Source organism: Blastococcus sp. SYSU DS0669 (assembly GCF_054050895.1).
Map to the genome: position 1 here is coordinate 1 of NZ_JBJHAE010000015.1, position 22,148 is coordinate 22,148.

Consider the following 22,148-nt stretch of genomic DNA (forward strand, 5'->3'; position numbering starts at 1 on the left):
ACCCAACGACCGTCCACCACCCGCGCCCCCCCCCCCCCCCCACCCCCCCCCCCCCCCCCCCCCGCCCCCCGGCGGGCCGCCCCCCCCCCCCCCGCGCCCCCGCCCCCCCCCCCCCCCCCCCCCCCCCCCCCGTCCGGGGTGCTGCGTCAGGCGGCGGGCGTGATGCGGCCCTCGCCGCCGACGGGGTAGTCGGCAGCGCTCACGACGCCGCCGAGGTCCTCGACCAGGTAGGTCTCGAGGGCCTCCTGGTAGGTCACCGGCAGGACGGTGAACCCCACCCCGTCGAAGGGGTACCCGTCGCCGCCGCGGAGGAGGAAGTCGATCGTGGCGACGGAGATGGTCTCCAGCGCGCCGGTCGGCGCGCCGTCCTCCACCAGGACCGTGCCGTCGTCCAGGACCAGGTCGACGACCCGGGACCCGACCGGCTGGGTCACGTCGTAGGTGACCCGGTAGCCGGCGGCCTGGGCGAACTGGCCGGCCGCCCCGGGCAGGCCCGACAGGCCGCGCTCGACGCCGGCGACGAACGTCTCGACCGGCATGGCCGGGGCGACGCCGACGAAGTTGGAGAACGGCAGGATCGAGTAGGTGTCCAGCGCGGTGACGTCGCCGGCCGGGATCACCGCGTTGTTGCGGATGCCGCCGCCGTTCTGCAGCGCCACGACCGGTGCGGTCACCCCGAGGGCGGCCGCCTCCCGCTGGCCGGCGGCCAGCAGGGCGTCGGTGGCGAGGTTGCCGAGGTTGGTCTCCTGGCTCCGGACGTCGTCGCGGACGCCGTTGAGGTCGACCGCCGAGGTGGCCACGACCTGCTCGGCGAGGTCCGCGACGTACTCCTGCACCGGCTGGACGACCCGCCGGTTCACCGCCTGGTTCGGCGCGACGGCGTCGGGACCCTGGGCCGCGACCGGGATGGCGCGCGAGACGTCGTCGTGCACCGTCAGGAGCTCACCGGCCGCGTCGAAGGACACGACGAGGCGCCCCACGTAGCTGTAGAGCGCCGCCGTCGTGACGACGGGGACGACCTCGCCGTCGGCGTCGGTCGGGGTCAGCGGGTAGGAGCCGTAGACGTCCGTCTCGTCGGGCACCCGCGGGTCGCCCTCGTCGGTGAGCAGCTCGTGCCCGCCCCCGCCGATGATGACGTCGACGCCGCTGAGCTCGGCGGCGAGGGCCACCTCGTTGTCGATGTCCTGCAGGTGCGAGACCAGCACCACCTTGTCGACGCCTGCGGCCGCGAACGCCGCGGCCTGGGTGTTGGCGATCCCGGCGAGGTCGGGGTCGACCGCCACGTCGCGGGAGCTGGTGAGCCGGGCGAGGTCGGGCGTCGTGAGCCCGATGAAGCCGATCTTCTCCCCGCGCTCCTGGACGACGTGGGAGGTGACGATGGTGCCGTCGGCCACGCGGGCCAGCAGGGCCGGCTCCTCCTCGAAGCCGAGGTTGCTCGACACGATCGTCGTCTGCGGGCGGATGTCGCCGATCCACTCGGCGAAGAAGTCCGGGCCGAGGTCGAAGTCGTGGTTGCCCGGGATCGACACGTCGAAGCGGGCGGCGTTGAACACGGTGGCGTCGTAGACGGGGCGCCCGGAGTCCTCGCTGGCGGCCAGCTGGGGGCCGGGGAGGAAGTTGTCGCCGGCCGAGACCGTGACGACGCCGCGCTTCTTGGCCATGTCCGCGGTCCGCGGGCCGGTCAGGGCGAGGATCTGCTGCTGGCGGATGAGCTCGACGAAGCGGTCGGCCCCGCCGTAGGTGCCGCCGTCCTCGGTGGTGATCGGCAGCAGCGCGGACTCGAGGTCGTTGGCGTGCAGCAGCGTGAGGGTGAAGTCGGGGCGGGGTTCCTGGGCGGGCGCGGCGACGGCGGTCCCCGTCAGGGTGCCGCCGGCCAGGCTGGCCGCGGCCACGGTGGCCACGACGGTGCCGCGGCGGAAGTGCTTCAGAGACATGACGCTCCGGGGTTGGTGGGGGGAGCTTGCCGGGGGAGCGTCACACCGAAGCGTGAACACGGAGTAGCCATCCCGGGAATCTGTGACAAGGAACACAGTCTGCGCGGCGTGTCACTCAGATGTCACCTTCCGTAGTCGCGGGTGTCACTCGGTCGGCTTACGGTCACGGCGTCTCACCCTCCGTCCGGAAGGACCCCCGTGCTCGTACGCATCGGCAGTCCGCGCGTCCTCGCGCGCCGTACCGCCCTCGGCACCCTCGCCGCCTCCGTGGCGGTGGTGGGCCTGCCCGCCTTCGGCCAGGCGGCGCCGTCGACCACCCCGTTCATCTCCGAGCTCCACTACGACAACGCCGGCACCGACACCGGCGAGTTCGTCGAGGTGCACCTGCCCGCCGGCACCACGTCCGCGGGGCTGTCCCTCGTCCTCTACAACGGCAGCAACGGCGCCTCCTACGGGACCGTCGGCCTCGGGGACGTGACCGCCCCCGCTGACGCCCCCGCCGTCGTGGCCGTCGATGCCCCGGGCCTGCAGAACGGGGCACCGGACGGCGTCGCGCTGGTCCGCGGCGACGAGGTGCTCGAGTTCTTGTCCTACGAGGGGACCCTCACGGCCACCAGCGGCCCGGCTGCCGGTCTGACCAGCACCGGGATCGGCGTGAGCGAGGCCGGGAACGAGCCCGCCGGGCAGTCGCTGTCCCGCGCCTACGACCCCGTCTCTGACGCCCTCGTCTGGTCCGGCCCGGCGTCGAGCACCAAGGGCGAGGTGAACCCGGCGCCCGATCCGGTCGAGCCGCCGCCGCCCGCCGTCGACGTCTGCGAGACCCCGGTGACGCACGAGATCGGCGCCGTCCAGGGCGAGGGTGCGGAGACCCCGCTGGCCGGGCAGCAGGTGACGGTCCGCGGCACCGTCGTCGGCGACGTCGAAGGCCTCTCCGGCTTCTACCTGCAGGACCCGGACGGCGACGGGGACGCCGCCACGTCCGACGGCATCTTCGTGTTCAGCGGCGTCGCGGTCGACCTCGGCGACACCGTCGCCGTCACCGGCGCAGCCCAGGAGTTCGGCGGCCAGACGCAGATCTCCTCGCGCACCGACGTCCAGGTCTGCGCCGCGGGCGAGCTGCCCGAGCCCGCCGTGCTCGAGCTGCCGGCCGGCGACGAGGCCCGCGAGCGGCTCGAGGGCATGCTCGTCGCCCCCGCCGACACCCTGACCGTCAGCGAGGTCTTCGACCTCACCAGCTTCGGCGAGCTCACCCTCTCCGAGGGCGGCCTGCTGGTGCAGCCGACCGAGCTCGCCCGGCCCGGCACCGCCGAGGCCGAGGCGGTCGCGGCGGAGAACGCGCTGCGCCGGGTCGTGCTCGACGACGGCGTGAGCGCGCGGGTCAGCGTCAGCACCCGCCCGTACCTGTCGCCGGAGACCCCGGTCCGCGTCGGTGACGAGCTCTCGTTCACCGAGCCGCTCGTCCTCGGCTACGGCTTCAACCAGTGGCGGCTGCAGCCGGCCGACGGCACCGCCGAAGGGGTCTTCGCGCCGCAGAACACCCGGCCGGCCGCACCCGAGGAGGTCGGCGGGGACGTGCAGGTCGCCGCGTTCAACGTGCTCAACTACTTCCTGACCTTCGACCAGTCCGTCGGCCGGGGCGCGGAGTCCCCGGCGGAGCTCGAGAACCAGGCCGGGAAGATCGTGCCGGCCATCGAGGCGCTCGGCGCCGACGTGGTGACGCTGATGGAGATCGAGGACACCGACGCCAGCGGCTACAGCCCCGGCGACGCGGACACGGCGCTGGCCGACCTCGTGAGCCGGCTGAACGAGGCCGCCGGCTACGACAAGTGGGACTTCGTCCCGCTGCCGGAGGAGCTCTACGGCGTCGACCGCGACGTCATCCGCAACGCGATCATCCACCAGGACGACGTGGTGCTCCCGGTCGGCGACCCGGCCGGCCTGGTCGACGAGGAGGTCTGGGACAACGCCCGCGAGCCGATCGCCCAGACGTTCGTGAAGGACGGCGACGCGTTCACCGTCGTGGCCAACCACTTCAAGTCCAAGAGCCCGGGCCGGCCGACCGGCGACAACGTGGACACCGGTGACGGCCAGGGCGCGTGGAACGGCGACCGCGTCCGGCAGGCGGCGTCGCTCGCGGAGTTCGCCGCGGAGCTGCGGGAGTCCACCGGCGACCAGGACGTGCTGCTGATGGGCGACCTCAACGCCTACACGCAGGAGGACCCGATCCAGCTCCTCGAGGACGCCGGCTGGACCGACCTCGGCCTGCGTTTCGACGAGGGCTCCTACAGCTACGTGTTCGACGACATGTCCGGCTCGCTGGACCACGCGCTGGCCACGGCGGAGCTGACGGCGAAGGTCACCGACGTCACGCACTGGAACATCAACGCCGTCGAGTCCTTCGCCTACCAGTACTCCGGCGACCCGGCGCTGTACGCGCCCAGCCCGTACCGCTCCAGCGACCACGACCCGCTGGTGCTCGGCATCGACCTGGAGGAGCGCTGCCAGGGCCTGCTGCCGACCATCCGGGGGACCGACGGCAGCGACGTGCTCAGCGGCACGAACGGCCGGGACGTGATCATGGGTCTCGGTGGGGACGACGAGATCCGCGGTGGCAACGGTGACGATGTCGTCTGCGGTGGCGCCGGCGACGACCGGATCGCCGGTGAGAACGGCGACGACGTCCTCTCCGGCGGCTTCGGCGACGACCGGCTGGACGGCGGGAACGGCAGCGACGTGCTCATCGGCGGGCCGGGCACCGACCGGCTCGACCAGGGCCGCGGGCAGGGCACCGCAGAGCAGGAGGGTGCGGAGTCCTGATCCGCTCCCGCCCCTGACGCGCGCCGGCGCGGGCCTCTCTCCACGAGGGCCCGCGCCGGTGCCGTGTCAGCCCTTCCGGACCCCCTCGGCCAGGGTGCGGGCCACCGTCTGCAGCAGCGGGTGACCCGGCAGGTCCTCGACCGCCACGGGCAGCGGCAGGGACCAGTTGGGCCGGTCGTCCGCCCCGGGCATGTTCGGCCGGCGCTGCTCGCCGACCGCGTCGTCCAGCGTCGCCGACAGCAGCAGCGACGGCGCCGTGGCCAGCAGGGCGTGCGCCTGCTCGACCGCCTGCTCGACCGTGGCGTCGTCGGAGAGCCCCGGCAGGTGCGCCAGCAGCGAGCTGCGACCGCGCTCGAGCTCCTCGTCGGTGCCGGTGCCGTGCTCGCGCTGCTCGTCGACGTCGGCCTCGGTCCACAGTCCCGCCACCGTCGGCAGGTCGTGCGTGGTGATCGCCGCCATCGCCTCCGCCGGCCACGCCGCGGGCTCCTCGTCCTCGAACCAGAGCAGCCGGTAGGAGAGCACGCCGTGCTCGGCCATGGCCTCGCGGACGCCGTCCTCGACCGTGCCCAGGTCCTCGCCGACGACGAGCGCCTGCGCGCGGTGGCTCTCCAGCGCGACGATGTTCAGCAGGTCCTCGGCCGGATAGCGGACGTAGGCACCGTCGGCGGCGCTGCCGCCGGCGGGGACCCACCACAGCCGGAAGAGCCCCATGACGTGGTCGATCCGCAAGCCCCCCGCGCCGGCCATCGTGGCCCGGATGGACTGGACGAAGGGCTCGTAGTCGGCGTCGCGCAGCCGCCACGGGATGAGCGGCGGGGAGCCCCAGTCCTGCCCGGCGGAGTTGAACGCGTCCGGTGGCGCGCCGACGCTGACGCCGTCGGCCAGCACCTCCTGCCACGTCCAGGCGTCGGCGCCGCCGCCGGCGAAGCCGATCGGCAGGTCCTGGATCACGGTCATGCCGGCGGCGGCCGAGGTCAGCTGCAGCTCCAGCGCCCACTGCAGCCAGGCGTGGAACCCGACCACGGCCCCGTGCCGCTCGGCGTAGGCGGCGACGGCGGGGGAGTCGGGGCGGCGCAGCTCCTGCGGCCAGGTGTGCCAGTCGGCCCCGTGCTCCTCGGTGATCGCCGCCCAGGTGGCCCAGTCCTGCAGCGTCCGGCCCTGCTCCTCCCGCCAGCGGGTGAACGCCTCGCCGCCGCCGTGGGCGAAGAAGATCCGCATGAGCACCTCGCGCTTGCGGGCCCAGACGGCGTCGCGGTCGATGAGCGGGCCCTCGGACAGCGCCCGCCCGGCGTCGGCCTCGAGGTCGACGCCGTCGGCGCCGGGGACCTCGTCGACCCGCAGGTAGAGCGGGTTGCGGAAGCGGCGGGTGGCCGGCAGGTAGGGGCTCGCCTCCTGCGTGGCGAGGGGGGCGACTGCGTGCAGGGGGTTGATCAGCAGGAACCCGGCCCCCTGCTCGGCCGCCATCTGCCGCAGCGTCCGCAGGTCGCCCAGGTCGCCGATGCCCCAGCTCTCCCGACCGCGGGTGGCGTACAGCTGCACCGCCCACCCCCAGGCCCGCTCCTCGGGCAGCCAGCACCGCCCCGGGGAGACGATCAGCCGCCGGCGGGGCCCCTCGGGGGACTGCAGCCAGTGGTAGCCGAGCGGGAAGTCCGGGGGCAGCTCGCCGTCGACGTGCCGCACCTCGCCGTCCTCGCAGACGACGTCGGCCTCGTCCACCTCCAGGGCGTCGCCGGGGCGGGCGACGATGGGCGCCCGGTCCTCCAGGTCGGCCGGCGGCTCACCGATGACGGCGCGCAGCGTCTCGATCGTCTCCCGGGCTACCCGGTGCTCCTCGTCCAGCGCGTCCAGCCAGCTGGCATCGATGCCCCATCCGTCGGTCGTCGGCTTCGTCGTCACCCCGCGATCCTCGCCGGGGTGGAGGAAGCCCGCAGCCTCAGCTGCCGGGCCGGGCGCGTGACGTCGCTCGCTTCGTGGCAGCCGCGGTCGCCGGGTCCTCCGGCCACGGATGGCGGGGATAGCGACCCCGGAGCTCGCTGCGGACGGCGGGGTAGCCGGTGGTCCAGAAACCGGCGAGGTCGGTCGTGGTGGCGACGACCCGCTGGGCGGGGGAGAGCAGCTGCAGCCGCAGCGGTCGCCCCGCCACCAGCGGGGCCTGCCCCCAGCCGAACACCTCCTGCACGCGCACGGAGAGGGTGGGGACGGCGGGATCGGTGTAGTCGATCCGGATCCGCGACCCGGTCGGGACCGTCACCGAGTCGGGGACGACGGCGTCCAGATCGCCGGCCACCTGCCAGGGCACCAGCGCGCGCAGGGCCGCGGCGACGTCGATGCGGGCGAGGTCGGCGCGGTTGCGGGCGCCGGAGACGTCGATCGCGGCGAGCAGCGCCTCGTCGTCCACGGCCGGCCACGGCTCCCCGATCCCGGCGTGCGCCGCGGCCAGGCGGTCGCGCAGCCGGCGGGCCGCCGTCGTCCACGACAGCAGCCCGAGGCCCTCGCGGCGCAGGCCCTCGGCGACCGCACCGGCCAGGGCGGCGGGCCCGGGATCGCGTGCCGGGCGCTCGGCCAGCACGATCGCGCCCAGCCGCTCGACCCGCGCGCTGCGCACGTCGCCGTCGCGCCAGGCCACCTCGTCGCCGTCGGTGTGCAGCGGGCCGCCGGCGTCCAGCGCGGTCGCCTCGTCGATGGCCACCGCGGATCGCACCCGGGCATCGCGGCGCCCGGGGGACCGGTCGGCGACGGCGATCGCCAGCCACGGTGCTCCGGACAGCGCCGTGCCGGCCGCCAGTTCGGCGCCCGTGCCGGCGGCCATGAGGTAGGTGGTGCTGCCGGCGCGTCGCCGGGCCAGCCGCTCGGGGTGGGCGAGGCCGACGACGAGGCCGGCCATAGTGTCGAGGGGCAGGGTGTCGTCGGGCAGGCGGGGCGGAGGGAGGTCGTCCACCGCGCGCTCGAGGCGGGCGACCTCGTCCCGCCAGCGGGCGGTGGCCCCCCGGTCGGTGCCGGCGCGCAGCTCCCGCCAGCCCGCGAGGAGGTCGTCGCTGCGGAGCGAGAGGTCGGCGGAGAGCAGCGCGACCACCTCGGCGGCCCGCCGCCGCCCCACCAGCGGAGCGCCGTCGAGGAGCGCGCGGGCCAGCCGGGGGTGCACCCCGACGGCGGTGAGCGCGCGCCCGCGGGCGGTCGCCCGCCCGTCGCCGTCGACCGCCCCGAGGGTGCCCAGCGTCCGGCCGGCGACGAGCAGGGCGGCCGCCGGGGGAGCGTCGAGCAGGGCGAGGCCCCGACCCTCCGGCGCGCCCCAGCAGGCCAGCTCCAGCGCGAACGCGGTCAGGTCCGAGACGGCCACCTCCGGCTCGTCGTGGGCCGGCAGCCGGTCGTGCTCGGCCGGCGTCCAGCAGCGGTAGACCGCGCCCGGCCCCTCCCGCCCGGCGCGGCCGGCCCGCTGGGTCACCGCCGCCCGCGAGGCCCGCACGGTGACCAGCGACCCGAGGCCACGCGCCAGGTCGGCCCGCGGCGCCCGGGCGAGGCCGGCGTCGACGACGACGCGGACGCCGGGCACGGTCAGGCTGCTCTCGGCGAGCGCCGTGGCCAGGACGACGCGGCGCCGGGGCCCGGCCCGCAGCGCTGCGTCCTGGGCGGGCGCGGCCAGCCGGCCGTGCAGGGGGAGGACGTCGGCATCGAGCCCGCTCAGCCGCCCGGCCACCGCGCCGATCTCGCCGGCGCCCGGCAGGAAGACGAGGACGTCGCCGCCGCGCTCGGCCAGGGCCCGGCGGACCGTGGCGGCGACGTGGCCGAGCAGCCGGGGGTCGACCCGCAGGCCGTGCGGCGGGTCGACCGGCGTGGTCGGCGGCGCCCAGACGACGTCGACGTCGTGCAGCGCCCCGGTCGCCTCCACCACGGGGGCGGGTTCACCCTGCCCACCGAGCAGGGCGGCCAGCCGGTCGGCCTGGGCCGTCGCCGACATGGCGAGCAGCTGCAGCTCCGGGCGCAGCGTGTCCCGGACGTCGAGGCAGAAGGCGAGCGCCAGGTCGGTGTCCAGGTGCCGCTCGTGGCACTCGTCCAGGACGACCGCGGCCACGCCGGACAGCTCGGGATCGGCCTGCAGGCGGCGGACGAGCAGGCCGGTGGTGACCACCTCGACCCGGGTGGCGGCGCTCCGCCGGCTGTCCCCCCGGACGCTGTAGCCCACCCGTCCGCCGACGCGCTCGCCCAGCAGCGCGGCCATCCGGCGGGCGGCGGCCCGGGCGGCCACCCGGCGCGGCTCGGCCACGACGACGCGGCCCGGGAGGGAGCCGGCCAGCGCGAGCGGGACGAGCGTGGTCTTCCCGGTCCCGGGCGGGGCCACCAGCACGGCGCCGCCCCCGACCGAGAGCGCGTCCGCGAGCGCGGGCAGCGCCGCGCGGACCGGCAGGTCGGTCCCGGGAGTCCCGGGCGGTGGCAGCACGGGCCCCAGTCTGGCGTGCGCGGCAGGGTGGCTCCGCCACCACCGCGCGGGCGTGCCACGGCCACCGACGGGGCATGGCGAGGCCGTGCCCTCGCTGCAGCTCGACCTCCCGCTCCGCATGGACCTCGCCGGCAAGAGGTCGCTGGCCAGGGAGCTCGGGGCGGTCTACGGCGAGGTGATGGCCGTCCGGCCGGAGTTCGTCACCGTCTCCGTCCACGACCTCGGGCCCGGCGGGGTGTGGCGGTGCGGCACGGGGGACCCCGAGCCGGCGGGGCTCGTCATGTGCGACGTCCGCGCCGGCCGGCCGGCGGCGACGCGGGAGGTGCTCGCCCGCCGGATCGTCGAGGTGTGCGCCCGGGTCTGCGGTCTGGAGGAGCGCCTGCTCAAGGTGGAGTTCACGCAGCACTCCGGGGACGAGATGTACCACCCGCAGCTGGGTGGCTTCGCCCCGGACTGGGTTCCCGACGCGGGCGGCGCGGCGGGCTGAGTCGGTACGCGCGGCGGGGTCAGGCCACGAGGTCCCGCAGGACGGGGGCGAGCGACGACTTCCGCTCCAGCCCGATGCCGGGTGCGTCCGGGAGCCGCACGTGGCCGTCCTCGACCGGGTGGTCGTCGGCGAACCCGCCGAAGGGCTCGAAGATGCCCGGGTAGGACTCGCAGCCGTGCAGGTGGAACGCCGAGGCGATGGACAGGTTGAACTGGTGCCCGCCGTGCGGCACGCAGCGGTCGGGGTTCCAGCCGGAGTCGAAGAGCATCGCCACGATCCGGCGGAACTCGGTCAGCCCGTAGCTCAGCGCCGGGTCCATCTGGAGGATGTCGCGGTCGGGACGCAGCCCGCCGTAGCGGATCAGGTTGCGCGCCTCCTGGAACGACATCAGGTTCTCGCCGGTCGCCAGCGGCCCGGGGTACCGCTCGGCGAGCCGGCGGAGGTCCTCGAAGTCCAGCGGGTCGCCGGCCTCCTCGTACCACCGCAACGGGTAGGCGCTCAGGGCGTCGGCGTAGGCCAGCGCCCGGTCCAGGTCGAACCGCCCGTTGGCGTCCACCGCCAGGTCGCAGCCGTCGGGCAGCACCTCCAGGACGGCCTCGATGCGGCGCACGTCGTCCTCCAGCGGGGCGCCGCCGATCTTCATCTTGACCGTGCGGTAGCCCATGTCGACGTAGGAGAGCATCTCCGCCTGCAGGGCCTCGATGCCGCGCCCGGGGTAGTAGTAGCCGCCCGCGGCGTAGACCCAGACCCGCTCCGCGGGGGTCGCCGGCGTGCGCGGGTCGCGGGCCCGCTCGCTGAGCAGCCGGTTGAGCGGGAGGCCGGCCAGCTTCGCCGCGAGGTCCCACGACGCCATGTCCAGCACCCCCATGGCGACGCCCCGGTCGCCGTGGCCGCCGGGCTTCTCGTTCGTCATCGCCGCGCGCCAGATGAGCTCGGGGTCCAGGTCGCCGTGCTCGCCGACCAGGCTCTCGGGGGCGGCCTCCCGGACCCGCGGGATGATCCGCTCCCGCAGCAGCCCGCCCTGGGCGTACCGCCCGTTGGAGTTGAAGCCGTAGCCGATGACCGGCTCCCCGTCGCGGATCTCGTCGGTGACGAGCGCCAGGACGCTGACGGTCATCTTCGAGAAGTTGATGAACGCGTTGGACATGTCCGCCTCGATGGGGACGGTCTTCTCGCGGATGTCGACGATGCGCACGGGCCCGACCTCTCTGCCGGAGGCACCGTCGGCGGGGGGCGGCCGACGGTGCCTGGACGGTGGCACCCACGATGGCCCCTGGTGGGACGACGGGGTGGCATTCGTTCATTTCGTAATCCGGGCGCGACGACCTCCGGGCCGCATCGGCTGTGGTGCAGGGCACACTGACCGCGTGCGCCGGCCCGACCTCCCGCTGCGACGCCCCGCCAGACCCACCAGCCTGGCGCGCCAGCTGCTCCTCCTGCAGGGCCTGGTCGTCGCCGTCATCGTCCTCACCGCGACGGCCTTCGCCTACGTCAACGCGCACCGGACGGGGGAGGACGACGCCGAGGTGCAGGCCCGGGCGATCGTGGCGGCGCTGGCCAACTCGCCCCTGGTCGTCGAGGCGGTGACCGGTCCCCGGCCGACCGAGGTGCTGCAGCCGTACGTCGAGGCGGTGCGCAGGGACACCGGCACCTCCTTCATCACCGTGTTCGCCCCCGACCGGACGCGCTTCACCCACCCCGATCCCGCGGAGATCGGCCGCTCGTTCATCGGGACCATCGAGCCCGCCCTGGCGGGCCGCACGTTCACCGAGACCTACACGGGCACCCTGGGGCCGTCGGTGCGCGCCACGGGCCCGATCGTCGACCGGGACGGGGAGGTCGTCGCCCTCGTCTCCGCGGGGATCACGCTCGACGCGATCGGGGCGGACCTCGCCCGGTCGATGCCCGGCATCGTCGGCGCCGGGCTGGTCACCCTCGCCGTGGGCAGCACGGGCGGCTGGCTGATCAGCCGGCGGGTCCGGCGGCAGACGCGGGGGCTCGGGGCGCCGGCGCTCGCGCGGATGCTCGACTACTACCAGGCCGTCCTGCACTCCGTCCGCGAGGGCCTGCTGGTCGTGGACGGGAACCGGCGGGTCCAGCTGGTCAACGACGAGGCGCGCCGCCTGCTGTCCCTCGACGCCGAGCCCAGCGGGCGGCACGTCGGCGAGCTGGGGCTCTCCCCCGACCTCACGCGGACGCTGTGCGGGCAGCAGCAGACGGTCGACGAGGTGCACGTGAGCGGGGGCCGGGTGCTGGTGGTCAACCAGGTGCCGGCGCGCGCGTCGGGGCACTCCGGCGGAGCCGTGGTGACCCTCCGGGACCACACCGAGCTCCAGGCCCTCACCGGCGAGCTGGACAGCGTGCGCGCCTTCGCCGAATCCTTGCGGGCGCAGGCGCACGAGGCGGGCAACCGGCTGCACACGACGGTGTCCCTGATCGAGCTGGGCCGGGGGCAGGACGCCGTGGAGTTCGCCACCGCCGAGCTCGCGTCGGCCCAGCGGCTGACCGACCGGGTGGTCGACGCGGTCGAGGAGCCGGTGCTCGCCGCCCTGCTGCTGGGCAAGTCCGCGACGGCGCACGAGCGGGGGGTGTGGCTGGAGATCGACCCGGGCACCGCCGTGTCCGCGACCGGCATCCCCAGCGGCGAGCTCGTGACGATCGTCGGGAACCTGCTCGACAACGCCATCGACGCCGCCCTCGCGGGCGCCCCGCCGCGGGAGGTCCAGTTCGCGGCCTGGGTCGACTCCGACCGCCTCGAGATCCGCGTGGAGGACAGCGGCCCGGGCCTCACCGAGCAGCAGGCCCCCCGGGTGTTCGAGCGGGGGTGGACCACCAAGGACGCCGGCGATCTGCCCGCAGGCGGGCCCGGGCGGGGGCTCGGCCTCGCGCTCGTCGCGCAGGCGGTCCGCCGCAACGGCGGGTCGGTCACCGTGCGGCCGGGGCCCGGTGCGCAGTTCGCGGTGTCGCTGCCCGTCCGCACGGCCGTGGAGACCACCCCGTGATCCGGGTCCTGGTGGTGGAGGACGAGCCGGTCGCCGCCGAGGCGCACCGGACCTACGTCGACCGCACCGCGGGCTTCGCCACCGCCGCGGTCGCCGGCACCGGCGCCGTGGCCCTGGACGCGCTGGCGCGCGTGCCGGTGGAGCTGGTGCTCCTGGACATGAACCTGCCCGACACGCACGGCCTCGAGCTGTGCCGGCGGATCCGGGCCGCCCGCCTCGACGTCGACGTCCTGGCCGTGACCTCGGCCCGGGAGTTGAGCACCGTCCGCGCCGCCGCGGCGCACGGAGTCGTCGGCTACCTGCTCAAGCCCTTCACCTACGCGGCGCTGCGCGACCGGCTGCAGGCGTACGCCGAGTACCGCGACCGGCTGCCCGCGGACGGCGCCGCGGCGGGACAGGAGGACGTCGACCGGGCGCTGGAGGGCCCCCGGCCCCAGCGGCAGGCGTCCCTGCCGAAGGGCATGCACCCCCAGACCCTGGACAACGTGGTGACCGCGCTCCGCGCCGCCGGTGGGCTGTCGGCCGCCGAGGCCGCCGCCGCGACGGGGACGTCGCGGATCACCGCCCGCCGGTACCTCGAGTTCCTCGCCGAGACGGGGCTGGCCACCCGCAGCCCCCGCTACGGGGGCGCGGGGCGGCCCGAGACGGAGTACCGCTGGCGGTGAGACCCCGGGCCGCCGGGTGTGTACAGGGGGCGGTCGGCCCGTGTACGAAATGCACGGAATGTCGCCCAGGTCACACACGAGGGTGCAAGGTCGACGCGTTCGGAGCCGGTCCGCGATCTCGAAGGGTCCCCGCCATGTCCCTGCACCACCTCGACGACTCCCCGCAGTCGCGCTCGGCCCGACCCGTCCGCGGCCGGGTCCCACGGCTGGCCGGCCTGGCCGCCGCCTCCCTGCTCCTCGCCGCGTGCGGCGGGGCCGGAGGCGCAGGAGGCGGCGGCGAGGAGGCCGCCGCGGGCTTCCCGGAGGAGGACATCACCTTCGTCGTCCCCTTCTCGGCCGGCGGCCCGACCGACACGGTGACCCGCCTCATCGCCGAGCCGATGAGCCAGGAGCTCGGCGTGCCGATCGTCGTCCAGAACGTGGAGGGCGCCGGCGGCACCATCGCGGCCGGCGAGGTCGCCGCGGCCAACCCCGACGGCTACACGGTGCTGATGCACCACATCGGCATGTCGACCGCGCCGTCGTTGTACTCCGACTTGCCGTACGCGCCGCTGGAGGACTTCGAGACGGTCGGGCTGGTCACGACGGTGCCGATGACGATCGTCGCCCGCCCGGACTTCGAGCCCCAGACGATGGAGGAGCTGATCACCTACCTGGAGGAGAACGCCGGCAACGTCACGCTCGCCAACGCCGGGGTCGGCGCGGCCTCGCAGCTGTGCGGGCTGCTCCTGCAGGAGGCCCTCGGCGTCGAGCTCACCGAGGTCGCCTACGAGGGCACCGGCCCCGCCCTCACCGACCTCGTCGGCGGCCAGGTCGACCTCATGTGCGACCAGACCACCAACACCACCGGCCAGATCCAGGCCGGGGAGATCAAGGCCTACGCGGTGACGACGCCGGAGCGGGTGGAGAGCCTGCCCGACCTGCCGACCACCGAGGAGGCCGGCCTGCCCGAGCTGCAGGTCGGCGTGTGGCACGGGCTCTACGTCCCGGCCGGCACCCCCGACGAGGTCGTGCAGACCCTGAACGAGGCGCTGCAGGCGGCGCTCGAGGACCAGAACGTGATCGACCAGCTGGCCGACCTCGGATCCGCGCCCGCGACGCCGGACGAGGCGACCCCCGAGGGCCACACCGAGCAGCTCTCCAGCCAGATCGACCTGTGGCAGCCGATCATCGAGGAGGCCGGGGTCGCCGCGGACTGATCCCCGTAGCGACGGGGGGGGGGGGGGGGGGGGGGGGCGGGGCCCCCCCCCCCCCCCCCCCCCCCCCCCCCCCCCCCCCACCACCGTCCCCCCCGACCCCGAGCCAGCCGAGGAGCCATGAAACTGCACGATGCCCGGAAGGACCTCATCGCGGGCGGGGTCTTCACCGGTTTCGGGCTGGCCTTCGCCATCACCTCGGCCACGTACGACATCGGCAGCCCGCTGCGCATGGGACCGGGTTTCTTCCCGCTGGTCCTCGGCGGGGTGCTCGTCGTCCTGGGCATCGCGATCGCCGTCACCGGCTACCTCTCCGGCGAGGGCGGCGACCCGGGCCCCGTCCCCTGGCGGGCGCTGGTGCTGCTGGTCACCGCCCTGCTCTTCTTCGGCTACTTCGTGCGCGCGCTGGGCCTGGTGCCGACGCTGCTGGTGACGGTCACGATGGCCGTGCTGGCCGGCCGGAGCGTCCGGGTCATCCCGGCCCTGGTGATCGCGGTGAGCATCACCGCGGTCTGCGTGCTGATCTTCGTGGTGGCGCTGCAGCTGCGGCTGCCGCTCCTCGGCCCGTGGCTGGGGGGCTGAGGCCTCCATGGGGGTGCTCGAGAGCCTCGCGCTCGGCTTCGAGACGGCGTTCACGCCGGTCAACCTGCTCTTCTGCCTCCTCGGCGTCGCCCTCGGCACCGCGGTCGGCGTCCTGCCCGGCATCGGGCCGACCGCCACGATGGCGCTGCTGCTGCCGATCACCTTCGGCTTCGAGCCGGTCACCGCGCTGATCATGCTGGCGGGCATCTACTACGGCGCCCAGTACGGCGGGTCCACCACCGCCATCCTGATCAACCTGCCCGGCGAGTCGTCGGCCGCCGTGACGGCGATCGACGGCTACTCCATGGCCAAGCAGGGCCGGGCCGGCAAGGCGCTGGCCACGGCGGCCCTCGGCTCGTTCTTCGCCGGCAGCGTGGCCACGCTCATCGTGGCGCTCCTCGCCGCGCCGATCGCCGACATCGCGCTCGAGTTCGGCCCGGCCGAGTTCTTCTCGCTCATCGTGCTCGGCCTCATCGCCTCCATCACGCTGGCCAGCGGCTCGACGCTCAAGGCGCTGGCGATGATCGTCCTCGGGCTCCTGCTCGGCACGGTCGGGCAGGACATCGCCACCGGCGTCCCGCGCTTCACCTTCGGCCAGCGCGAGCTGTTCGGCGGCTTCGAGTTCGTCTCCCTCGCGGTCGGGCTGTTCGGCATCGCCGAGATCCTGCGCAACCTCGAGGGCGACATGACGCGCAGCGTCATGGTCAAGAAGGTCGAGAACCTCTGGCTCTCCAAGGAGGACTTCCGCCGCATCCGGATGCCGGTGCTGCGCGGGACGGCCCTGGGCTCGGCGCTCGGCGTCCTCCCCGGGGCCGGGCACGTCCTCGCCTCGTTCGTCTCCTACTCGATGGAGAAGCGCTCCTCGAAGCGGCCCGAGGAGTTCGGCAAGGGAGCGATCGAGGGCGTCGCCGGGCCGGAGTCGGCGAACAACGCCGCCGCCCAGACGTCGTTCATCCCCCTGCTGACCTTCGGGCTGCCGGCCAACTCGATCATGGCGCTGCTGATCGGCGCGCTGATCATCCAGGGCATCGTCCCGGGCCCGAACGTCATCGTCGACGAGCCCGCGCTCTTCTGGGGGCTGATCGTCTCGTTCTGGATCGGCAACCTGTTCCTGGTGCTGCTGAACCTGCCGCTGATCGGGCTGTGGGTGAAGATGCTCACGATCCCGTACCGGTGGCTGTTCCCGGCGATCGTCGCCTTCGCCTGCATCGGCACCTACGCGATCAGCCTCAACGCCTACGACGTCTACGCCATCGCCTTCTTCGCGCTCCTCGGCTACGGGCTCATCAAGCTGGGGTGCGAGCCGGCGCCGCTGCTGCTGGGCTTCGTGCTGGGGCCGCTGCTGGAGCGGTTCCTGCGCCGCGCGCTCACCATCTCCCAGGGCGACGCGACCGTCTTCCTCACCCGCCCGATCTCGCTGGCCCTCCTCGTCCTGGCGGCGCTGGCCCTGCTCATCGCGGTGCTCCCGTCGGTCCGCCGCAAGCGCGAGGCCGTGTTCGAGGAGGAGGAGGTCTGACGCACCGCGTCGACCGGCGCGGCCCTCAGGTGGTCAGCGCCAGCCAGATCGGCAGGGTGAGGAGCGCGGCCGTCGTCGCCGCCGACACCTGGGCGGCGACGAACGCGCCGTTGCCGTCCATGCGTGCGGCCAGCACGTACGACGCGGTGGCCGGGGGGACGGCGGCGAGCGCGAGGACGACGAAGCGCTGGTCCCCGTCCACGCCGAGCAGGGCGCACAGGCCCAGCGCCACCGCGGGGACGGCGAGGAGCTTCACCGCCCCGAGGTAGCCGGCCATGAACCGCTGCCCGCGCGGCAGGCCGCCCAGGCGCAGGGCCGCCCCCACCGCGAGCAGCCCCAGCGGCACGGCGGCGGCGGCCAGCCGGGAGAGCGTCGCGTCCACCGGCGAGGGGAGCGCGAGCCCCAGGAGGTTGCCGCCCAGCCCGGCGACCGTGGCCAGGATCAGCGGGTTGCGGCCGACGGCCGCGAGGACGCGCACCACCCCACCGGTCGTGCCCCCGGGGGCGCTGCGGGCCAGGGCCGTGACCGCGAGGACGTTGACCAGCGGCACGGTGACGCCGAGGAGCACGCCCATGAGGGCGAGCGCGGCGACCCCCAGGTCCTCGACCAGCGCGAGGGCGATGAAGGTGTTGAACCGGAAGGCCGTCTGCCACCCCGAGGCCGCCGTCATGCGGTCGACGCCCGGGAGCCACCGGACCACCGCCCCGAGCAGGGCACCCACCCCCAGGGCGCCCACCGCGGCGAGCAGCGCTCCGCCGGAGCCGGCCGCGGCCAGGTCCGCCGACAGCGTGGTGCGGAAGAGCAGCACCGGGAAGAGCACGAAGTAGACCAGGCGCTCCAGGTCGACCCAGAAGCCCGGTGACCGCCAGGCGTAGCGGCGCAGGAGCACGCCGATGAGGAGGAGGGCGAACTCCGGGAGGACGAGCGCGGCCGCGTTCACCGGGCCGTCACCCGTACGCGTCGAACGCGAGGTAGACCGCCAGCCCTACACCGGCGAGGGCGATGACCCGCCGCAGCGCCGTCTGGGGAGCCACCCGGACGATGCGCGGGCCGAGGAGCGCGCCGAGGAACAGCCCGAGGGCCAGCGGCAGGGCGGCCGACCAGACGACCGTGGCGAAGACCGCGAAGCCGATCGCGGCGACGGTGTTGGCCACGCCGAGCACGACGTTGCGCATGGCGTTGCTGCGGGGGAGGCCCTCCCCGGTGGTGAGCAGGAAGGTGGCCAACATCAGCACGCCGGCGGCGGCACCGAAGTAGCCGCCGTAGACGGAGATGACGAGGACGGCGACCGGCAGCCACCACTGGTCGGGGCGGCCGGCGCGCGCCGCGGCGCCCTCGGCCGCGAGCTCCCGGGGGGAGCGCTGGACCAGGATGGCGATCGACGCCGCGCCGATGAGCCACGGCACGACCTTCTCGAAGCCGCCCGCCGGGGTGAGCAGCAGGAGCAGCGCGCCGACGGCTCCGCCGACCAGCCCGGCGACCATCAGCGGGACCAGCCGCCGCCCCTGGCCCGCCAGCTCCGGGCGGGACGCGCTCACCGTGCCCACGCCCACCACGACCAGGGCGGCGGTGTTGGTGACGTTGGCCGTCACCGGGGGCAGGCCCACGGCCAGCAGGGCCGGGTAGCTGATCAGCGAGGCCAGCCCGGCGATGCTGCCGGTGAGCCCCGCCCCGACGCCGGCGAGCACCAGGAACACGAACTCCCAGGCGCTCACCGTCGCTGCTCCGCAGGGGAACCCGAGGCTTCGGCGCTCATCCGGTCACCACCACCACGATCGCCACCAGCCCCAGCACGACGATCGCCGTCCGCAGCACGGCGGAAGGCAGCCGCCGGCCGTAGCGGGAGCTGACCGCGGCGCCGAGCAGCGACCCCACGGACAGCAGCGCGGCGGCCGACCAGACGATGCGGTCGGGCGCGACGACGACGTAGGCGCCGGCGGCGACGGCGTTGACCGCCAGCGTGAGCACGTTCTTGAGGGCGTTGAGGCGCTGCAGCGGCTCGCGCAGCAGCAGCCCGAAGATGCCGATCTGCAGCACGCCCTGGCTGGCGGCGAAGTAGCCGCCGTAGGTGCCGGTGAAGTAGGCGCCGGCGAAGCAGGCGGCCAGCCGCCCGCCCCTGACCGGCGGCGCCGTGCCGTCCTCCGGCCGGGCGGGGAGCCGGCGCTGGACCCGCGGCCCGAGCACCACCAGGACCACGGCGAGCCCGATGAGGGCCGGCACGATCGCCTCGAACGCCGCGGCCGGCAGGGTGAGCAGCAGGAAGGCCCCGGTGAGCGCGCCCAGGACGGAGGCGGGCAGGAGGCTCAGCAGCAGCCGTCGCTGGCCGCGGAGCTCGCGGCGGTAGCCGATGGATCCGCTGAGGTTGCCGGCGACCAGGCCGAGGGAGTTGGTGATGGTGGCCGGCACCGGGGGGAGCCCCACCGCCAGGAGCACCGGGAAGCTGACGAGGGTGCCGGAGCCGACGACGGCGTTGATGCCACCGGCCGCGAAGCCGGCCGCGGCCACCGCGAGCATCTCCCACCCGCTCATCTGGTCATCGCCGGGAAGGGTCGCACGACACCGCCCGGGGCCGCCGCTGCGGGACTGTGTCGGACGGCTCACACCCGGTGGCCTGCCCCGCTGCGGTCGCCGTCGGGCCCGAACCTCGGTAGGCAGGACGCATGACCGTCCTCGGGTTCCACAACTCGCACGAGCAGGTCCACCCCGCGGCGCTGCTGGACGACGTCCGGCACGCCGAGGAGGTCGGCTTCACCGCCGCCATGTGCTCCGACCACCTCACCCCCTGGAACCCGCGGCAAGGGGAGTCGGCGTTCGCGTGGTCGTGGCTCGGGGCCGCGATGGCGACCACGTCGCTGCCGTTCGGGGCGGTGAACGCGCCCGGGCAGCGCTACCACCCGGTGATCGTCGCCCAGGCGATCGCCACCCTGGGCGCGATGTTCCCCGGCCGGTTCTGGGTGGCGCTGGGCAGCGGCGAGGCGATGAACGAGCACGTCACCGGCGACGCGTGGCCGCGCAAGGACGTCCGGGACGCGCGGCTGCGGGAGTGCGTCGAGGTCATCCGCGCCCTGCTCGCGGGGGAGGAGGTGAGCCACGACGGGCTGGTCACCGTGGACCGCGCGAAGCTCTACACGCTGGCCGATCCCCAGCCGGCCCTGATCTGCCCCGCGGTCAGCGTGGCCACCGCCCGCAACGGCGCCGACTGGGCCGACGGGCTGGTCACCATCAACCAGCCGCACGAGAAGCTGCGCGAGATGGTCGCCGCCTACCGGGACGCCGGCGGGCAGGGGACCCTCGCCCTCCAGGTGCACGTGTCCTGGGACCCCGACCCCGACCGCGCGGTGGCGGTCGCGCACGACCAGTGGCGCAGCAACGTCTTCCCGCCGCCGCTGTGCTGGGACCTCGACAGCCCGGAGGCCTTCGAGCAGGCCAGCGCGCACGTGACGCCGCAGGACATGCACGGCCCGGTCCGGATCTCGGCCGACCTCGGGCAGCACGCGGCCTGGATCGCCGAGTACCTGGAGCTCGGCTTCGACCAAGTGTACCTGCACCACGTCGGCCAGGAGCAGCGCCCGTTCCTCGACGCCTTCGGCGAACGGGTGCTCCCGCAGTTCGACCTCGAGCGACCCCGGCCGGTGGCCGCCATCGACCCGCCCGGCCCGGCCGAGAACCGCCGTCCGCACGTCGCCCCGGTGCCCGCGCCGTGAGGATCACCGACACGTCCGACCTCTGGTGGAAGAACGCCGTCGTCTACTGCCTGGACGTCGAGACCTTCATGGACTGGAACGGCGACGGCGTCGGCGACCTGCAGGGCCTGGCGCAGCGGCTGGACCACCTCGCCGACCTCGGCGTCACCTGCCTGTGGCTGATGCCCTTCTACCCGACGGCCGGGCGGGACGACGGCTACGACATCACCGACTACTACGGCGTGGACCCGCGGCTGGGCGACTTCGGCGACCTCGTCGAAGTGGTCCGGACGGCGAACGACCGCGGGATGAGGGTGATCGCCGACCTCGTGGTCAACCACACCTCCGACCAGCACCCGTGGTTCCGGTCGGCGAAGGAGAGCAAGGACTCCCCGTACCGCGACTTCTACGTCTGGCGCGCGGACGAGCCGCCGGACACCAGCGACCAGGTGGTCTTCCCCGACGCCGAGGGCGGCATCTGGACGCACAGCCCGGAGACCGGCGAGTGGTACCTGCACCGCTTCTACTCCGAGCAGCCCGACCTGAACGTCGCCAACCCGAAGGTCCGGGACGAGATCGCGAAGATCATGGGTTTCTGGCTGCAGCTGGGGCTCTCGGGCTTCCGGGTCGACGCCGTGCCCTTCCTGCTGGAGACCGCCGGGATGGACGAGGAGACGGCGGCGCGGTTCCCCGACCCGCACGAGTACCTGCGCGCCCTGCGCGCCTTCCTCGGCCGACGGACCGGTTCCGGTGTGCTGCTGGGCGAGGTCAACCTGCCTTTCGAGCAGCAGGTGGACTTCTTCGGCGGCGGGGACGGTGACGAGCTGACCATGCAGTTCGACTTCAACACCATGCAGCGCACCTACCTGTCGCTGGCCCGCGGCGACGCGGGGCCGCTCGCCGCCTCGCTGGCTGCCCGCCCGGAGATCTCCTCCGACAGCCAGTGGGGGACGTTCGTCCGCAACCACGACGAGCTGACCCTGGACAAGCTCTCCGACGACGAGCGCGCGGAGGTCTTCGCCGCCTTCGGCCCCGAGCCGGAGATGCAGGTCTACGACCGGGGCCTGATCCGGCGGCTGCCCCCGATGCTGTCGGGCGACCCGCGCCGGGTGCGGATGGTCTACAGCTTGCTGTTCGCCCTGCCGGGCACGCCGGTGCTCTTCTACGGCGAGGAGATCGGCATGGGGGAGGACCTCTCGGCCGGCAGCCGGCTGTCGGTGCGCACCCCGATGCAGTGGACCGGCGGCGCCAACGGCGGGTTCTCCCGCGCTCCGGCCGACCAGCTGACCCGGCCGGTCGTCGACGGTGGCTTCGGGCCCGAGTTCGTCAACGTCGCCGACCAGCGCCGTGACCCGGAGTCGCTGCTGTCGTTCATGAAGCTGCTGATCCGGCGCTACCGCGAATCGCCGGAGCTCGGCTGGGGGGAGTTCGCCGTCCTGGAGCAGCCGCACGCCGCGGTGCTGGCCCTCATGTGCACCTGGGACGACGCGGCGCTGGTCACCCTGCACAACCTCGGGCCGGAGCCGCGGACGGTGCCGCTCACCGTGCCCGGGTGCGGCAGCGGGCACCGCCTGCAGGACCTGCTCATGTCCTGCACCACCGACCTGGGCGACGACGGCGCCGCGGAACTGGCGCTCGAGGGCTTCGGCTACCGCTGGCTGCGCGTGGTCGGGGAGGACAGCCGGCGGCTGCTCTGAGCGCGGCGGTGGCTGGCTGCGGCCGGCCGGTTACCCGCTGACCTGCGATCCGGCATCCCGGGGGCGTGAGTGATGGCCCACGTGGCCGGCGCGGGGTGTCCTGCACCGCGTGGGGGACGGCTGTGCCTAGCGTG

16 protein-coding genes are annotated in these 22,148 nt (G+C 74.7%); 9 read left to right on the plus strand and 7 right to left on the minus strand.

The features are described 5' to 3' along the window. Positions 1–146: 146 nt before the first annotated feature. Complete coding sequence (locus tag ACI792_RS14750; protein ID WP_456603246.1) at positions 147–1,934, minus strand: bifunctional metallophosphatase/5'-nucleotidase; 1,788 nt, start codon at positions 1,932–1,934, stop codon at positions 147–149. Positions 1,935–2,132: 198 nt separating this feature from the next. Here ACI792_RS14750 and ACI792_RS14755 point away from each other — a divergent pair, with 198 nt between their 5' ends. After that, positions 2,133–4,751: an ExeM/NucH family extracellular endonuclease gene (locus tag ACI792_RS14755; protein ID WP_456603247.1), complete on the plus strand. Its 2,619-nt coding sequence runs from the start codon at positions 2,133–2,135 to the stop codon at positions 4,749–4,751. Between the two features lie 66 nt (positions 4,752–4,817). Here ACI792_RS14755 and malQ read toward each other — a convergent pair whose 3' ends face one another. Together malQ and hrpB are read right to left on the minus strand one after the other, a co-directional pair. Continuing rightward, positions 4,818–6,647, minus strand: a complete 1,830-nt coding sequence (gene malQ / locus ACI792_RS14760) for a 4-alpha-glucanotransferase (protein WP_456583080.1) — start codon at positions 6,645–6,647, stop codon at positions 4,818–4,820. A 37-nt stretch (positions 6,648–6,684) separates the two neighbouring features. Further along, the gene (hrpB, locus tag ACI792_RS14765; RefSeq protein WP_456603248.1) at positions 6,685–9,186 is read right to left on the minus strand and encodes an ATP-dependent helicase HrpB; all 2,502 of its coding nucleotides are present in this window, start codon (positions 9,184–9,186) and stop codon (positions 6,685–6,687) included. Positions 9,187–9,271: 85 nt separating this feature from the next. On the opposite strand from hrpB, the gene ACI792_RS14770 reads away from it, so the two are divergent. Continuing rightward, positions 9,272–9,673, plus strand: coding sequence for a tautomerase (locus ACI792_RS14770; RefSeq protein WP_456603249.1), 402 nt, complete (start codon positions 9,272–9,274; stop codon positions 9,671–9,673). A gap of 19 nt (positions 9,674–9,692) precedes the next feature. On the opposite strand, the gene ACI792_RS14775 is transcribed toward ACI792_RS14770, so the two are convergent. Then, complete coding sequence (locus ACI792_RS14775) at positions 9,693–10,868, minus strand: mandelate racemase/muconate lactonizing enzyme family protein (RefSeq protein WP_456583077.1); 1,176 nt, start codon at positions 10,866–10,868, stop codon at positions 9,693–9,695. Between the two features lie 172 nt (positions 10,869–11,040). Here ACI792_RS14775 and ACI792_RS14780 point away from each other — a divergent pair, with 172 nt between their 5' ends. The 5 genes from ACI792_RS14780 to ACI792_RS14800 all read left to right on the plus strand — a co-directional run bounded on the left by ACI792_RS14780 (position 11,041) and on the right by ACI792_RS14800 (position 16,634). Next, positions 11,041–12,675, plus strand: a complete 1,635-nt coding sequence (locus ACI792_RS14780; protein WP_456603250.1) for a sensor histidine kinase — start codon at positions 11,041–11,043, stop codon at positions 12,673–12,675. Continuing rightward, positions 12,672–13,340, plus strand: coding sequence for a response regulator (locus ACI792_RS14785; RefSeq protein WP_456603251.1), 669 nt, complete (start codon positions 12,672–12,674; stop codon positions 13,338–13,340). Before ACI792_RS14780 ends, ACI792_RS14785 begins: the two co-directional genes overlap by 4 nt. 134 nt (positions 13,341–13,474) lie before the next feature. Beyond that, a complete protein-coding gene (locus ACI792_RS14790) occupies positions 13,475–14,539 on the plus strand; it encodes a tripartite tricarboxylate transporter substrate-binding protein (protein WP_456583074.1) in 1,065 nt (354 codons plus the stop codon). A 117-nt stretch (positions 14,540–14,656) separates the two neighbouring features. After that, entirely contained in the window at positions 14,657–15,118 is a 462-nt protein-coding gene (locus tag ACI792_RS14795) for a tripartite tricarboxylate transporter TctB family protein (protein WP_456603252.1), read from the plus strand. A gap of 7 nt (positions 15,119–15,125) precedes the next feature. Then, positions 15,126–16,634: a tripartite tricarboxylate transporter permease gene (locus ACI792_RS14800; protein ID WP_456603253.1), complete on the plus strand. Its 1,509-nt coding sequence runs from the start codon at positions 15,126–15,128 to the stop codon at positions 16,632–16,634. 25 nt (positions 16,635–16,659) lie between these two features. Here ACI792_RS14800 and ACI792_RS14805 read toward each other — a convergent pair whose 3' ends face one another. From ACI792_RS14805 to ACI792_RS14815, 3 genes are read right to left on the minus strand one after another with little or no spacing between them, the layout of a single operon-like run. Next, on the minus strand, positions 16,660–17,574 hold the full coding sequence (locus tag ACI792_RS14805; protein ID WP_456603254.1) for an AEC family transporter: 915 nt from the start codon (positions 17,572–17,574) through the stop codon (positions 16,660–16,662). A gap of 7 nt (positions 17,575–17,581) precedes the next feature. After that, positions 17,582–18,349, minus strand: coding sequence for a sulfite exporter TauE/SafE family protein (locus ACI792_RS14810; RefSeq protein ID WP_456603255.1), 768 nt, complete (start codon positions 18,347–18,349; stop codon positions 17,582–17,584). Positions 18,350–18,386: 37 nt separating this feature from the next. Further along, complete coding sequence (locus tag ACI792_RS14815; RefSeq protein ID WP_456582346.1) at positions 18,387–19,163, minus strand: sulfite exporter TauE/SafE family protein; 777 nt, start codon at positions 19,161–19,163, stop codon at positions 18,387–18,389. 131 nt (positions 19,164–19,294) lie between these two features. Between ACI792_RS14815 and ACI792_RS14820 the strand changes: the two genes are divergently transcribed. Both ACI792_RS14820 and ACI792_RS14825 read left to right on the plus strand, forming a co-directional pair. Then, complete coding sequence (locus ACI792_RS14820; RefSeq protein WP_456603256.1) at positions 19,295–20,338, plus strand: TIGR03885 family FMN-dependent LLM class oxidoreductase; 1,044 nt, start codon at positions 19,295–19,297, stop codon at positions 20,336–20,338. Beyond that, positions 20,335–22,014 carry an alpha-amylase family protein gene (locus ACI792_RS14825; protein ID WP_456603257.1) on the plus strand — a complete coding sequence of 560 codons (1,680 nt, stop codon included), beginning with the start codon at positions 20,335–20,337 and terminating at the stop codon, positions 22,012–22,014. The genes ACI792_RS14820 and ACI792_RS14825 overlap by 4 nt, the downstream gene beginning before the upstream one ends. The last annotated feature ends 134 nt before the right edge of the window (positions 22,015–22,148 follow it).